Origin of the sequence: Natrarchaeobaculum sulfurireducens (assembly GCF_003430825.1) — an archaeon.
Classification (GTDB): Archaea; Halobacteriota; Halobacteria; order Halobacteriales; family Natrialbaceae; genus Natrarchaeobaculum; species Natrarchaeobaculum sulfurireducens.
The window spans coordinates 1,854,911-1,869,036 of the sequence record NZ_CP024047.1; the positions used below are offsets into that span (position 1 = coordinate 1,854,911).

At 65.5% G+C, this 14,126-nt stretch carries 11 protein-coding genes; 8 read left to right on the plus strand and 3 right to left on the minus strand.

What is annotated here, in order from left to right; all coding sequences use genetic code 11:
* The first annotated feature begins 2 nt into the window (after positions 1 to 2).
* On the plus strand, positions 3 to 629 hold the full coding sequence (locus AArc1_RS10425; RefSeq protein ID WP_117364311.1) for an RAD55 family ATPase: 627 nt from the start codon (positions 3 to 5) through the stop codon (positions 627 to 629).
* 34 nt (positions 630 to 663) lie between these two features.
* Here the strand turns inward: AArc1_RS10425 and AArc1_RS10430 are convergent, their stop codons facing one another.
* Together AArc1_RS10430 and AArc1_RS10435 are read right to left on the minus strand one after the other, a co-directional pair.
* Positions 664 to 2,271: a uracil-xanthine permease family protein gene (locus AArc1_RS10430; RefSeq protein ID WP_117364312.1), complete on the minus strand. Its 1,608-nt coding sequence runs from the start codon at positions 2,269 to 2,271 to the stop codon at positions 664 to 666.
* A gap of 94 nt (positions 2,272 to 2,365) precedes the next feature.
* Positions 2,366 to 4,546, minus strand: coding sequence for a VWA domain-containing protein (locus AArc1_RS10435; protein ID WP_117364313.1), 2,181 nt, complete (start codon positions 4,544 to 4,546; stop codon positions 2,366 to 2,368).
* Positions 4,547 to 4,581: 35 nt separating this feature from the next.
* Between AArc1_RS10435 and cobN the strand changes: the two genes are divergently transcribed.
* Genes cobN through AArc1_RS10450 form a run of 3 tightly spaced genes read left to right on the plus strand, consistent with a single transcriptional unit; the run spans position 4,582 to position 10,077 of the window.
* On the plus strand, positions 4,582 to 8,478 hold the full coding sequence (gene cobN, locus AArc1_RS10440; protein WP_117364314.1) for a cobaltochelatase subunit CobN: 3,897 nt from the start codon (positions 4,582 to 4,584) through the stop codon (positions 8,476 to 8,478).
* Positions 8,471 to 9,241 carry a precorrin-8X methylmutase gene (locus AArc1_RS10445; RefSeq protein WP_117364315.1) on the plus strand — a complete coding sequence of 257 codons (771 nt, stop codon included), beginning with the start codon at positions 8,471 to 8,473 and terminating at the stop codon, positions 9,239 to 9,241. The genes cobN and AArc1_RS10445 overlap by 8 nt, the downstream gene beginning before the upstream one ends.
* Positions 9,238 to 10,077 (plus strand): cobalt-precorrin-7 (C(5))-methyltransferase, encoded by an 840-nt coding sequence (locus tag AArc1_RS10450; protein ID WP_117364316.1) that lies wholly within the window; start codon positions 9,238 to 9,240, stop codon positions 10,075 to 10,077. The genes AArc1_RS10445 and AArc1_RS10450 overlap by 4 nt, the downstream gene beginning before the upstream one ends.
* A 20-nt stretch (positions 10,078 to 10,097) precedes the next feature.
* Here the strand turns inward: AArc1_RS10450 and AArc1_RS19050 are convergent, their stop codons facing one another.
* Positions 10,098 to 10,262: a hypothetical protein gene (locus AArc1_RS19050; protein WP_186336588.1), complete on the minus strand. Its 165-nt coding sequence runs from the start codon at positions 10,260 to 10,262 to the stop codon at positions 10,098 to 10,100.
* Between the two features lie 278 nt (positions 10,263 to 10,540).
* On the opposite strand from AArc1_RS19050, the gene AArc1_RS10455 reads away from it, so the two are divergent.
* The 4 genes from AArc1_RS10455 (at position 10,541) to AArc1_RS10470 (ending at position 13,887) form a co-directional block, all read left to right on the plus strand.
* Positions 10,541 to 11,515 carry an ROK family protein gene (locus AArc1_RS10455; RefSeq protein WP_117364317.1) on the plus strand — a complete coding sequence of 325 codons (975 nt, stop codon included), beginning with the start codon at positions 10,541 to 10,543 and terminating at the stop codon, positions 11,513 to 11,515.
* 247 nt (positions 11,516 to 11,762) lie between these two features.
* On the plus strand, positions 11,763 to 12,128 hold the full coding sequence (locus AArc1_RS10460) for a NifU family protein (RefSeq protein ID WP_117364318.1): 366 nt from the start codon (positions 11,763 to 11,765) through the stop codon (positions 12,126 to 12,128).
* Positions 12,129 to 12,382: 254 nt separating this feature from the next.
* Complete coding sequence (locus AArc1_RS10465; protein ID WP_117365862.1) at positions 12,383 to 12,940, plus strand: amino acid-binding protein; 558 nt, start codon at positions 12,383 to 12,385, stop codon at positions 12,938 to 12,940.
* On the plus strand, positions 12,940 to 13,887 hold the full coding sequence (locus tag AArc1_RS10470) for a homoserine dehydrogenase (RefSeq protein WP_117364319.1): 948 nt from the start codon (positions 12,940 to 12,942) through the stop codon (positions 13,885 to 13,887). Before AArc1_RS10465 ends, AArc1_RS10470 begins: the two co-directional genes overlap by 1 nt.
* Positions 13,888 to 14,126 lie beyond the last annotated feature (239 nt).

Here is a 14,126-nt window from a genome sequence, read left to right on the forward strand (position 1 = left end):
TGATGGACGGCCGGTTGGAAACGGGCATCGAGGTGTTGGACCGGAAGCTCGACGGCGGCCTGCCACCGGGCTACGTCGTCGCGTTTGTGGCGAGCCCGGCCAGCCAGTCCGAACTGCTCCTCTACGAACTCACGGCTGCTCGAGGGACGCTGTACATTACCACTGAACGCTCCGACGACGCCGTCCGGTACGCGGTCGAACAGTCTCCGTCCGCCGTAGGTAATCCGACCGTCCGCCACGTTTCGAGTGATGATCCACTCGCCGAGACGCGACGGCTCATCGATGCGCTTCCGGATGGCGCGAACCTCATCGTCGACACGATGGATGTCTTAGAGCGCACTGACACAGACGACTACGTCGCGTTTCTCAACGATCTCAAAGTCCGAATGCTCGAAACGGGGAGTATCGCCGTCTTGCACTGTCTGAAAAGCGACGTCGAACCCGACAACCGGGCTCGAACCTACCACGCCGTAGACGCCGTCTTCGACCTCCGGACGGCCGTCGCCGGCACCGATCTCGAGAACGTGCTTGCGATCCCGAAGTATCGCCAGGGCGGCCAGCCGACCGAAACGATCAAACTCGAACTCACCGAAGAAGTGGCGATCGATACGAGCCGCGACATCGCCTGAGGGCTCGATTCCAGCCGGCTCCGTTTTTATTAGATCAGTCGCGTCGGTTCGACGCAGCGTCAGTTTCGTCGTCGTCCCAGCGCTCCCAGAACGGCGTAAACTCGCCGTCGTCCTCTGCGATCCGGTTCCACTCGGCGAGGCCGCGTTCTGCTCGAGTCCCCGGAATCGTGTTGTCGAGGATGAGCGCGGCGAGGCCACCGACGGCCATCCCCGTCGAGCCGATGATGAAGACGGTGTCCACGACGGCGATCAGTGCGCCTTCGAGCCAGCCATGGATGGCGGTATCGGCGACGACACCGGCCTCGAGCAGGGGTGCGAGCGTCGCCTCGAGCGCGACGGCGTCGCGGAACTCGAGGGTGTTCTCGAAGTTGCCCATGTAGGCAGGAACCGCCAGCCCGATGAACAGAGCGAAGCCGACGACGAAGACGTTTCTCGAGGAGTCCAGGTCAACGTACCGGAGGTTCGCGACGCCGACGGCGACGATCTGGGCGAACATGGCGATAAACAGGCCGCCGACGATCGGGTCGGGGATGGTCGCGATGAGCTGGCCGAAGTAGCCGACGAAGCCGAATACGAGCATGACGACGGCCCCGATCTGAACGACGTACCGGGAGGCGACTCCGGTCAGCCCGATCGCGCCGACGTTCTCGGAGTAGGAGGTCGAGCCGCTGGTTCCCATGATCCCCGAGAAGACGTTCATGAGTCCCTCCATGCCGATGCCGTGGTTGATCCGCCGTTCGCCGGGTGCCGCAGAGCCAGTCAGGTTGGCGACGGCGTAGTAGTCACCGATGCTCTCGACGATCGAGGCGAGGACGCCGGCGAACATCCCGATGACGAACGCCGTCGTCACCTCGGGCGCTCCCCACTGGAACGGATAGATGGGCATGAGCAGCGACGCCTCGGTGACCTCGCCGAGTGGGACGTGGCCGGGGTGGCCGTCACCGATAGTCCCCGTGGTGGACAGGACAGCGGCGACGGCCCAGGCGATCCCGATCGCGAGGATCACGGGGTAGAGGCGGAACGCCTTGTGTTTGACGTCGAGGTACTGCGAAAACAGGAGGATGAGCCCCAGGGTGAGCCCAAGGAGGAGCCAGCTCTGATCCGTCGTGGTGATCTGCGGGGCATCGAACAGCGCCAGCCCGATCAGGGCGATCGTGGGTGCGATGACGACCGGCGAGAGGAACCGCCGAAGCTTCCCGACGAGCCCGAAATACCCCATCGCGACCTGTACCGTCGCCGCAACGATGATCGCGCCCTGGAGTTGGACCAGCGCAGCTTGCCAGTCGCCGCCGGCGCCGACATCGCCAGCCGTGACGACGGCGACGATCGCCAGTGCGGGCGCGAGCATCGAGAACGGCGCGCCCTGCACGATCGGATACCGGTTCCCGAAGGTCGTCTGGGCGAGTGTCGCGATCCCAGAGACGACGAAGAACGTCCCGATAAACTGTGCAGTAATCTCGGGGTACTCCGTCATTCCCATCGCGTCTGCCAGAATCAGCGGCACCGCGATGTTCGCCCCGACCATCGTCAAGTAGTGCTGGATGCCAAGCACCGTCGATTCGCCAAGTGGCGGTCTGTCGTCGATCCCGTACTCGATGTCTTCTGCGGCCCCGTCAGTCGCCGCCGACTCCCCGTCTGTCATTTCTCGTCGGAAAGCGTTCGACGGGGGACAAAGAGGTATTGATCCGCATCGACCGGCTCGAGCGGACTGCTGTCAGTCGGTGGGCGGACTGGGATCATTCACCCGTCGCTCGATCGGCCGCCGTCCGGACCCGCTCGGCCGACAGCGACGAGAGGTCGACCAGTTCGCCGCCGGTCTCGTCCGCGACGAGCGTCGAGAGACCGGCCCGCGAGTCGTCGCCAGCGTCTACGACCATGACGGTCGCGTCCATCGTGGCGAGGTCCCGTGCCGCCCGTCGAGTCGCTTCCGTGGGACTCCCGTCGGCGACGTTCGCCCGTCCGTCGGTGACGAGTACGACCACCGAGGCGTCGGTTTCGGCTCGCTCGAGCACCCGACCCGCGGTTTCGAGGCCGGCCGGGAGCGGCGTTCGATCGCCGGTGGGGAGTTCTTTGAGGTGGCGTGCAGCGAGCGAGACGCTGTCGGTCGGTGGGAGCAAGACGTTGGCGTCTTCCCCGGCGAAGGCGACGAACGCGACCCGATCACGCCGTTCGTAACTATCACGCAACAGCTCGAGGACGACGCCTTTGGCGGTCTGCATCGCGGGACGCATCGAGGCGCTCGCGTCGACGGCGAAGACGATCGTGACGGACGTCTCGCCGGCCCGGACCGACTGGCGGAGATCCGATCGCTCGACGCGGGTCGAGCCTCGAGCGGCGGCCGAACGAACCGATGCGGCCGCATCAATCGGGCCACCGTCTGCGGGTTCGGTTCGGACTCGAGGCCCGCGGTTGTCGACGCTCGGCGCGGCACTCGCCCGTGAGCCGCTTCGAGCCGACCCGTCCGGTCGGTCGACGGACGACGGCTCGAGGTCGGGCGCACTCGCCTCGCCGACCTCGGCTACGTCGCCACGTCGGTGACCGGGGACGAGCGGCTGGGCCTCGTCTTCGTCGCCACTATCGTCGCTGTCTTCACCATCTGTCCCATCGGAGTCGTCGCCCGACCAATCGCTCGAGGCGTCGCTCTCGCCCGCGTCGTGATTCGCGGAAGTGGGCTGCCCGCCGGAGGTCTCGGCGGGGTCGTCGGGCCGATGGTCGGGCTCCGAGCCGGATTCGTCTGTACCGGACCCGCTGTCGCCCTCCTCGCTTCCGGCTGGATCGTCCCCGGCGTCCGGGTCGAGATCGTTCTCGTCCGTTCGTCCATCGCCGTCGTCGCCCGCCGTTTCCCCGCCCGCGTCGTCGGCACCGTCGATTTCGTCCGACGACTCCGCATCGAATCGGTCCTCGAGGATCTCTTCGAGGTCGGGTTCGTCCTCGAACGGCTGGCTACGAAGCCGGTGTGGGAGGGCGTAGCTGGCTGCCTCGTGGACGTCCGGTTCGATCACCGTCGTCCGACCCTCGAGTGCCGCTATCGTCATCGCGGTGCGAGCGATCGCGACGTCCCCGCGGTGGCCGTCGACGCCGGCCGCCAGGCAGAGTTCGGCGATCTCCGCTTTGAACTCGTCAGGGAGGTCGACGCTCGAGAGGCGATCGCGGGCCTCGAGCAGCTCCGTTCGGAGTCCGTCGATTTCGTCGGCGTACTCGGCCCGCGGCGCACTGTCGTCGCTGCCGTCTGCGAGCGCGCGATCGATGATCTCGACGCGGTCGCCGACGTCGCGACAGCCTTCGACGGTGGCCTGCAGTGCGAACCGGTCGCGTAACTGGGGTCTGAGATCGCCTTCCTCGGGGTTCATCGTCCCGATCAGCGTGAACTCGGCGGGATGGGTGACGCTGATACCGTCACGCTCGACCGTGTTGACGCCGCTCGCAGCAGCGTCGAGGATCACGTCGACTAAGTGATCGTCCAGCAGGTTCACCTCGTCCACGTAGAGGATACCGCGATTTGCACGGGCGAGCAGGCCCGGATCGAAGTCGGCGTCGCCCGCGAGTGCGTCTTCGACCGAGAGCGTCCCGACGACGCGGTCTCGAGTCGCCCCTAGCGGGAGGGTGATCAGCGGCACTCGACGGGTCTCGATGGGTAATTCCTCGGGAGTTCGGTCGCGACACGACGTACATTGTGAGGCGGGATCGTCGGGTGCACAGCCGTAGGGGCAGTCAGCAACGACGCGCTGGGTCGGCAACAACTCGACCAGCCCCCGTACGGCGGTCGACTTTGCCGTCCCCTTCTCGCCAGTAACGAGTGCACCGTCTAACCCGTCGTTCACCGCGACGGCGAGCAGGACGCGCTTGAGTTCGTCCTGGCCGACGACTGCCGGAAAGGGGAGTGACGACAGATTTTTGTCTCCACGCTCTGCAACCATGCTTGAGCTAATACAAAGAGGGTTTAAAAAACGGAATGACACGGATCGGCATCTACACGGCGACGGAGAACGAACTCGGCTCGATCGGCGAGGCGGCCGACCGCCTCCCCGAGGTCGACCTGGTCGTCCGGTCGGAGAGCGACCTGGACGACGACGCCGACATCGAGGCGTTCGTCGAGGAACTGCGCGACGCCACAGCCGCCCTCTTCTGGCTGCATGGCGCCGAAGACAGCATGCCGGGCTACGAGTACGCGACCGGCGCACTCGAGGAGGCGAACGTCCCACTACTCGTTAAAGCGACCGGCGACGCGTTCGCGCTCGAGGATACGACGGTTAGCGACGCCCATCGCAACCGTGCCTACGAGTATTTAGAGCGGGGCGGGACGATCAATGTCGAGAACCTCTGTCGATTCCTCGCGAACGAGTACGGTGACCGGGCCCTCGAGTACGACGACCCAACCGAACTCCCCACGGAGGGCGTCTATCACCCTGACTATGCGGGAATCGGGTACGAGGAGTTGCTCGAGACTCACGACCCTGACAGGCCGACGGTCGCCGTCTGGTTCTACGAATCCCACTGGACCCACGAGAACACCCGCTACGTCGACGCGCAGGTTCGCGCGCTCGAGGGCCAGGGCGCGAACGTCCTCCCGATCTTCTGTAATCCGGCGACGGATACCGAAGAACAGGAGGACGCGGAGTGGGTGACGGACAACTGGTTGATCGACGACGAGGGACAGCCGGTCGTCGACGCCGTCCTCTCTTCGTTCATGTTCTCGCTGTCGATGGACGAACGCGGCCGCAGCGCCAGCGACGAGGGCCAGTCGGCCGAGGACGTCTTCCTCGACCGACTCGGCGTCCCCGTCATCCAGACGATCACGACGATGCGCTCGCGCTCTCGGTACGAGTCGAGCGAGACGGGTGTGATGGGCTTCGAACTCGCCCTCTCGGTCGCGTTGCCGGAGTTCGACGGGAACGTCATCACCCACCCGATCTCGGGCAAAGAGCGAACCGACGACGATGCTGGGATCGGATCGACCCCCAAGCATCACTTCCCGATCGACGACCGGATCGACCACGCCACCCGGCTGGCGGTCAACTGGGCACGACTGCGTCACACCCCGAACGAAGAGAAGACCGTCGCCGTCGTCCTCCACAACTACCCACCGAGCGACGACGGAATCGGGACGGCGTTCGGCCTCGACTCGCCCGAGTCGACGGTCAACTTACTCTCCGAACTCGCGGCCCGGAACTACGATCTCGGCGACGGACTGCCCGAGGACGGCCAGACGCTCGTCGAAACACTGACCGCGCAACTGACGCTCGAGGACCGCTGGGTGGCTCCCGAAGACGTTCGTGACCTCTCGGTCGACGTCGTCTCGGCCGAGCAGTACGAGGCGTGGTTCGGCGACGCCGACGAGCGGTTCCAGGAGCACATCGTCGAAGAGTGGGGCACGATTCCGGATCGCCCGTTCGCGATTCCCGGTGTTGAGTTCGGCAACGTGCTCGTCACCGTCCAGCCCCCGCGCGGATTCGGGATGGACCCCTCGAAGGTCTATCACGACTCCGATCTCCAGCCGCCACACGACTACTACGCCTTCTACGGCTGGCTGCGCAACGAGTTCGAGGCAGACGCCGTGGTCCACCTCGGCACGCACGGCAGCCTCGAGTGGCTCCCCGGCAAGACCGTCGGCTTAAACGGCGAGAGCGCACCCGACCAGCTGATAGACGACCTGCCGAACGTCTACCCCTACATCGTCAACAACCCTGGCGAGGGGACCCAGGCCAAACGGCGCTCCTACGCGGCGATCGTCGATTACCTGACGCCCGTGATGAGAAATGCCGGGACGTACGACGAACTGTCGGAACTCGAGGAACTCGCCAACCAGTACCGCGAGGCCGGGATGGAAGACGCCCGCGCGGACGACGGCGAGCACCTCGAGACCCTGATTCGAGAGACGGTCGAGGACCTCGATCTAGCGGTCGAGCTGGGAATCGCAGGAACCATCGACGAGAAAGCCGACGTTCGCGGACCTGACGAGGCCGGTTCTACGCTCGCAGAGGGCGAGGTCGACGGCGACGACCTCGAGATCGGCGAGCTGGTCGAGCGCATCCACGAGTATCTCACGGACGTCAAGACCACGCAGATCCGACTCGGGCTGCACACGATGTCCGAGCCGCCCGAAGGCGAGCGATTGGTCGAATACCTGGTCGCGCTGACCCGTCTCGAGAACCCCGGCGCGCCGAGCCTGCGCGAAAGCGTCGCGGGCGCGCTGGGCGTCGATTACGAGACGATGTTGAACGCGCCCGGCGAGTACGACGACGCCCTCGGAATGACCTATGCCGAGGCCGCAGACGTGGTCTACGAGACGAGCGTCGAGTTGATCGAGACGCTCGCAGCACACGGCTTCGACGTGCCCGTCTCCGAACTCGAGGGCGGTCCCGACGACGAGGTCAACATCAACCTCATGATCGTCGACCTCGAGACGATCGGCGACGCGCGTGCGAAACCGGGGGCTCACGACGACCTGCGGAAGGTCCTCGCGTACGTCTGCGAGGAGGCTCAGCCGCGCGTCCAGGGTGCCGAAGACGAGATTCCGCGCACCGCGGACGCCCTCTCCGGTTCGTACGTCCCACCGGGCGGCTCCGGCGCGCCGACCCGCGGTGGCGTCGACCTGCTGCCGACAGGGCGGAACTTCTACACGCTCGATCCACGGAAGGTGCCCGCGAAGGCGGCCTGGCAGGTCGGACGCGAGGTGGCCGAGGGTGTTCTCGAGCGCCACCACAACGAGACCGGCGAGTACCCCGAGGAGATCGGCGTCGTCGCCTGGGGGACCCCGACGGTCCGCACCCGCGGCGAGACGATCGCTCAGGTGCTCGCGATGATGGGCGTCGAGCCACAGTGGACCGACGCCGGCCGGATCGACGACGTCGAGCCGATCCCGCTCGAGGAGCTGGATCGGCCGCGAATCGACGTGACGACGCGTGTCTCCGGGCTGTTCCGTGACGCCTTCCCCGCGGCTGCAGGCGTCATCCACGATGCCGTCGACGCCGTCGTCGACCTCGAGGAGCCCCACGAAATGAACTACGTCAAAAAACACGTCGAGGAGGAAGCCGAGCAGTTGCGAGCGGAGGAGAGACTCGACGAATCGGACGCCCGGAACGCGGCGAAACACCGCGTTTTCACCACCAAACCCGGCGGCTACGGGGCTGGGACGAACAAGGCCGTCGACGAGGGCAACTGGGACGACCGGTCTGATCTCGCGAGCGTCTACGTCCAGTGGGGCGGCTACGCCATGGGCTCCCGCGGGCGGGTTTCTGACGCCCACGCATCCTTCGAGCGACGGCTCTCGAGCGTCGATGCGACAGTCAAGCTCGAGGACACGATGGAACAGGACGAGTTCGACTCCTCGGACTGGTATGCGTTCCACGGCGGCTTCATCTCCGCCGTCGCCGAGGTCTCGGGTGAGGAACCCGCCTCCTACGTCGGCGACTCCTCGGACCCGGACAACGTCTCCGTCTACACGAACGAGGAGAAAGTCCGGAAGGCCATGCGCGCACGCGTGCTCAACCCCGACTGGCTCGAGTCGATGGAAGACCACGGCTACAAGGGCGCTGGCGACCTCTCGACGACGGTCGACGTCACCCTCGGCTGGGACGCCACGACGGGCGTCGTCAGCGACACGCTGTGGGAAGACGTCGCCGAGAAGTTCGCCTTCGACGACGATCGCCAGGCGTGGATGCGCGAGGTCAACCCGTGGGCGCTCGAGTCGATCACCGACACCTTACTCGAGGCGATCGATCGCGACCTCTGGGACGCCGACGACGAGACCGTCGATCGGCTACGCGACCTGAACCTCGAGGTCGAGGGTGACCTCGAGGCGCGGACGACCAACGAGGCCGTCGGTGCAGGGGTGGCCACCGATGACTGAGGACGACCCCCTCGAGTCCGACGGCGGGGCATACGAGCGTGAGTACGCCGACCTCGGCGCGACGACCCAGGAGGCGATGGAGATCGCCGAGACGAGTATGGACATCGTCCGGCAGTTCGTCCCCGACGAGACGCTCGCGGATCGCATTCGACAGAAGTCCGTCCACTCGATGGGCGATATCGAGTTTCAACACCTGCTCGAGTTCACCGGGGGCGACGACCTCGGAGCCGACGAGGACGCCCCCGTTCGAGCTGGTGCCCGTGCCGTCCTCGAGGCGGCGAACGTCGTCACGGACATCACGATGGCCCAGGTGGGAATTACTGGCCGCGGGCACGACTGCGAGAAGCACAAGGCGATCGGCCACGGCTCCGAGTTGGCCAACGAGACGGGTATGACCCGGACCGCTGCGGGCGTCCTCGAGCTCGACAAACGGGGGGTCTACGACGGCGCAATCGCGACGGTGGGGAACGCGCCGACGGCCGCCTTCGCGCTCGCCGACTGCATCGAGAACGGCACCCGACCGGCCGTCGTCGTCGCGACACCCGTCGGTTTCGTCAAGGCCGAAGAGAGTCGTGGGCGCATTCGCGAGGTGAGCGAGAGCTACGACGTGCCCGCGATCACGAACGTCGGGCGACGCGGCGGCAGCGGCCTCGCTGCCGCGCTGACGAACGAACTGATTCACGTCGCCACAGACGTCCGGGCGGGCGACCTCGAGCTCGAGCGCACGGCCGACGAACGAAGCGCCGACGAGGTGAAAAAATGAGCGACGAGTACGACCTCGACAGTGGGCCGGACCCGGCGACGTTCGCAGCCGCGGCGGCCGAACCCGACATCGACGAGGAGAGCGCTGCGCCGAGGGGGCAGCGAGACGGAGGCGGCGGAGCCGCCGAAGTCCACGACCCCGTCTACGCCGTCGGCGTCGGACCGGGGAACCTCGAGTACCTCACCCCGCGTGGCGAGCGTGCAATCGCCGAGGCGGACGTCGTCGTCGGTTTCACGACCGTCGTCGAGTTCGTCGCGGAGTGTACCGACGCCGACCTGCTGACCTGTGGGTACAAGGACGAAGCAGCGGCGCTTTCGGAGTTCGCCGAGCGCGTCGCTGCTGGCGAGTCGGGCACCGCCGTCGCCATGGGCGATCCGAACCACTCGGGCTACCAGTTCGTCGGGAAAGTCCAACGCGCCCTCGAGCGTACGGCCCCCGAAACGCCGCTTCGGGTGATCCCTGGCATCTCCTCGATCCAGCTCGCTGCGAGCCGTGCCCGAACGCCAAAGGAGGATTCGACGTTCGTCACGCTTCACAAAAGCGGCGACGTTACCGCGGATATGGATCGTCTCGCGGCGGCCGTCGACGAGCGCCACCTGCTCGTCCTCCCCCGACCCTACGACATCATGCCCGGCGACATCGCCGAGTTTCTGCTCGAGTCGGGTGCTGACCCCGCCCTCGAGGCGCTGGTGTGTGAAAAATTGACCCACAAGGCCGAGGAGATCCACCGGTTTACCCTCGCGGAACTGGCGGCACACGCCGGTGGCGACGGGCCGGAGGACACGCCCTTTTCGGACCTGATCGTGCTCGTGGTTCGACAGCCCGTCGAGGCGTAGCGACGGTCACCACTGGCATCTCACTCGTCGGCACTTCGTTCTCTGAGTACGGTACTGACTGTCGTCGACACTTCCTCGAGCGCGACGGAGTGGGTCTTTCGGAGGTCGCCAGCCTGGGCTTCGTCGAGGTGTCGAAGCGCCTCTCGAAGGTGGTACTCGGTGTCGATGTGTTCGTCGTCGGTCATCTCCCTCGTCGACGATGAGATAATGGATTCGGACGGGTAACTCTGTCGGGAGGACGTTAGTTGGCCACACACGTCCCTGTGTCCGTTTCTGAGTGTCTCTCGGTGCCGTCTATTCGAGGGCGTCGTGAATCCTGCCCGTCGAGAAACTCGCTCCCGGTTTCGTCGTCCAACCACTCGGTCGAACAGTTGGGAGAACCGACCGTCTCGGCTGCGATCGTAACTCGACATCGAGTACAATATGTGTAGTTAAGTAGCGTCGAGACGGTCGTTCAGACAGAATGGGTTACTATGCGGGCGTCGATCTCGGTGCGACGAACGTGCGAGCGGTCGTCGCCGAGGCCGATGGGACGACGATCGGCGTCAGTCGAAACGAGACACCGCGTGGGCCGACGGGCATCGACGTCACCGAGGGTGTCCTCGAGACGCTTCGTGAAGCGTGCGTCGACGCGGGTGTCGCCCCCAACCGGATCGTGGCCGCTGGGATCGGCTCGATCGGTCCGTTCGATCTCGTCGAAGGAGCCGTCATCGATCCGGCGAACCTGCCGGATTCGATCGACCGAATCCCGCTCACCGGGCCGATCGAGAACCTGATCGACAGCGACGACGTCTACCTCCACAACGACACGAACGCGGGCGTCATCGGTGAACGGTTCCACTCGAGTCGAAACCCGGACGACATGGTCTACATCACGATCTCTTCGGGGATCGGAGCGGGCGTCTGCTGTGACGGTCGGGTGCTCGACGGCTGGGACGGTAACGCCGGCGAGGTCGGCCACTACGTCGTCGATCCGACCGGTCGTCTGACCTGTGGTTGCGGCCACGACGGCCACTGGGAGGCGTACTGCTCGGGCAACGGCATCCCTGACTACGCCCGACTGCTCGCCGAGGACGACCCGTCGATCGACACCGAATTGCCGCTCGAGGGCCCTGAATTCACGGCGAAAGACGTCTTCGATCTCGCGGGCGAAGACGAGTTTGCCGACTACGTGATCGACCAGGTCGCACACTGGAACGCCATCGGTGTCACGAACGTCGTCCACGCCTTTTCGCCGATCGTGATCTCTTTCGGCGGTGCCGTTTCCCTCCACAACGAAGCGCTCGTCGTCGACCCGATTCGCAAGCGCGTCTCGGAGATGGTGATGACCAACGTCCCCGAAATTCGCGTCACCGACCTGGGCGACGACGTCGTCGTCGAGGGCGCACTGGCGAGCGCGCTCACCGACGGCACCGGCGACCGACGTCACCACGAGTGATAGCGTCCTTCGCTGTCGTCGGAACGCGGTGACCCATCGCTTGCTCGTGGTGAGCCCCACTTTGGCGCTCACCGACGCGGAACGCGGCGACGTGACTCCATCGCAGTACGCCGAACTGACAACAGTTCTTAATGGCCTGGATAGACGGCACCGCCGACGGACCACCGAACCGGGTCTTTCGTGGTCGTTACTGACGAATACGGGCGTCCTGCGCAACGTATTCCCCGCTCGAGTCCTAAGCAGGGGTATGTCAGAATCCGACGCCGACCGTCCGCTCAAAGCGCGCGTCGAGGAGTGGCTCAGCCGCGAAATGCCGATCATCCAGATGCACGGCGGGACGAGCGCGGTTCGGGAGGCCGACCCCGAAACTGGCGAAGTGATCATCGAACTCGGTGGCGGCTGTTCGGGGTGTTCCGTCAGCGACGTCACTACGGGTAACATCGAAGCCGCGCTCATCCAGTGGCCCGAAATCGACGAGGTGACGGTTCGAGTTCCTGACCCCCGGGACAGCCTCGGCGGCCCCGACCAGGCCGAGTCGATCATGGGCATCGACCGAACCGAGGGTGGTCGCGGCGACTGGGGCTCGTCGAACCCCGGCAAAGACCACCTTTAGAGTCTGTCTCTCCGTTTTGCCCCTCCGTTCTGTCTCTCGATAGCGTGTCCGTCGAAGGTAGTCGAGACACACCTCGAGTCGGATCCTGCTATCTGCTCGAGGGCCAGTTTCATCCGCCGCTCGAGAACGTCGAGCCTGTGGGGTACGTTGGCAGGACCGGAGAGTTTTGGGAACTCCTATATGCTTTTACGCGCCAATTACGGAGTCGTACACCATGACGACGTGTGGACGTCCGCGACACGGAGGTGACGGCGATGGGTAACGAAACCAGCGACGGAGACGACCCGGAGACAGACGGCGGCGTCCGGCCGTACACGGTTCGACTCGAGCTCGTCGACGAACCGGGAGAGCTGCTCCGCGCGCTCGCACCGGTCGCCGACAACGGAGGGAACCTGCTTTCGATCCACCACGAACGCGGCAACATCACACCCCGCGGTCACATCCCCGTAGAGGTCGACCTCGAGTGTCCGCCGGATCGCTTCGACGACGTCGTCGACGCGCTGCGAAACGCCGGCGTCAACGTGATTCAGGCCGGCGCAGAACACTACGGCGAGGAGATCAACGTCGTTCTCGTCGGCGAACTCGTCGAGACCGACCTTTCGGAGACGCTCTCACGGATCGAAGCCGAGGCCGACTCGGTCGTCCGCGACCTCTCGCTTTCGGCTCCGGACGGAACCGATGGAATCTCGAGCGCACGCGTCCGACTCGCGATCGACTCGGGTCGTGCCGACGAGGCACTCGCAGCGATTCGCTCGATCGGTTCCTCGAAGGATCTCACTGTCGTCGAACCACTGCTCGGGGGTGAGGCCTGATGCGTCTCGCTATTCTCGGTTCCGGCGCCGTCGGCCAATCAGTCGCCGACCTCGCTGGCGAGTATGGACACGAAGTCGTTGCGCTCGCAGACTCGAGTAGCGCCGTCGTCGACTCCGACGGCATCGACGTCGACGATGCGCTCGAACGCAAGATCAGTTCGGGAGCCGTTGGGGACGCCGACCCAGCGGCCGTTTTCGAGACTGACTACGACGTACTGGTCGAGGCGACGCCGACGACCCTCGACGACGCCGAACCCGGCTTCACGCACGCAAAGCGCGCACTCGAGGCCGACCGCCACGTCGTCCTCGCGAACAAGGGGCCGGTCGCCGAACGCTATGAGGATCTGCGAGCAATCGAAGCCGACAGTGCAGGCTCGGTCCGGTTCGAGGCCACGGTCGGTGGTGCGATTCCGGTCCTTTCGACGATCGAAGACGAGACGCCACAGGCGGTCACCGCAGTTCGTGGCGTCTTAAACGGCACCGCGAACTTTATCCTCACCCGGATGGCCGCCGAAGGGCTCGACTACGAACACGTCCTCGCGGAGGCCCAGGACCTGGGTGTCGCCGAGGCCGATCCGACGTTCGACGTCGACGGCACCGACGCCGCGCTGAAGTTCGTCATCCTCGCAAACGTGCTCTCCGACGGCGGCTTCTCGCTCGAGGATGCGACCGTCGAGGGCATCCAGAACATCCCCGGCAGCGCACTCGACCTCGCGGCGGAGGATGGCCGAACGATCCGACTCATCGGCGAGGCGACCCGCGAAGGCATCCGCGTCGGGCCTCGACTCGTCCCCGAAAACGGCGCACTCGCCGTCACGGGCACACGAAATATCGTCCAGATCGAGACTCGCCACGCCGGCTCGCTGCACTCGAGCGGCCGCGGTGCTGGCGGTCCCGAGACGGCAACCGCAGTTCTCTCGGACGTCGGTCGACTCCCCGAACTGTAACTGACTCGGCGTCTTCTTCGTCATCTTCGTTTCGCGCTCCGGTGTGGCCTGCGTCGAGTTCCATGGCTCTCAGGTCGTCGTTCGGGCCCGGATTTTCGATCCATCTTGAGCAGCCGTTTCGACCGGTCACACGTCCGCCGAAACCGTGTGTACGTGACACAAACCGCAAGCAGGCGTCGGGTTTGGCTGAATGCGCTTTCGAAATGGTTTTAACCGCAACGAGCCAAAGGCACCGATAT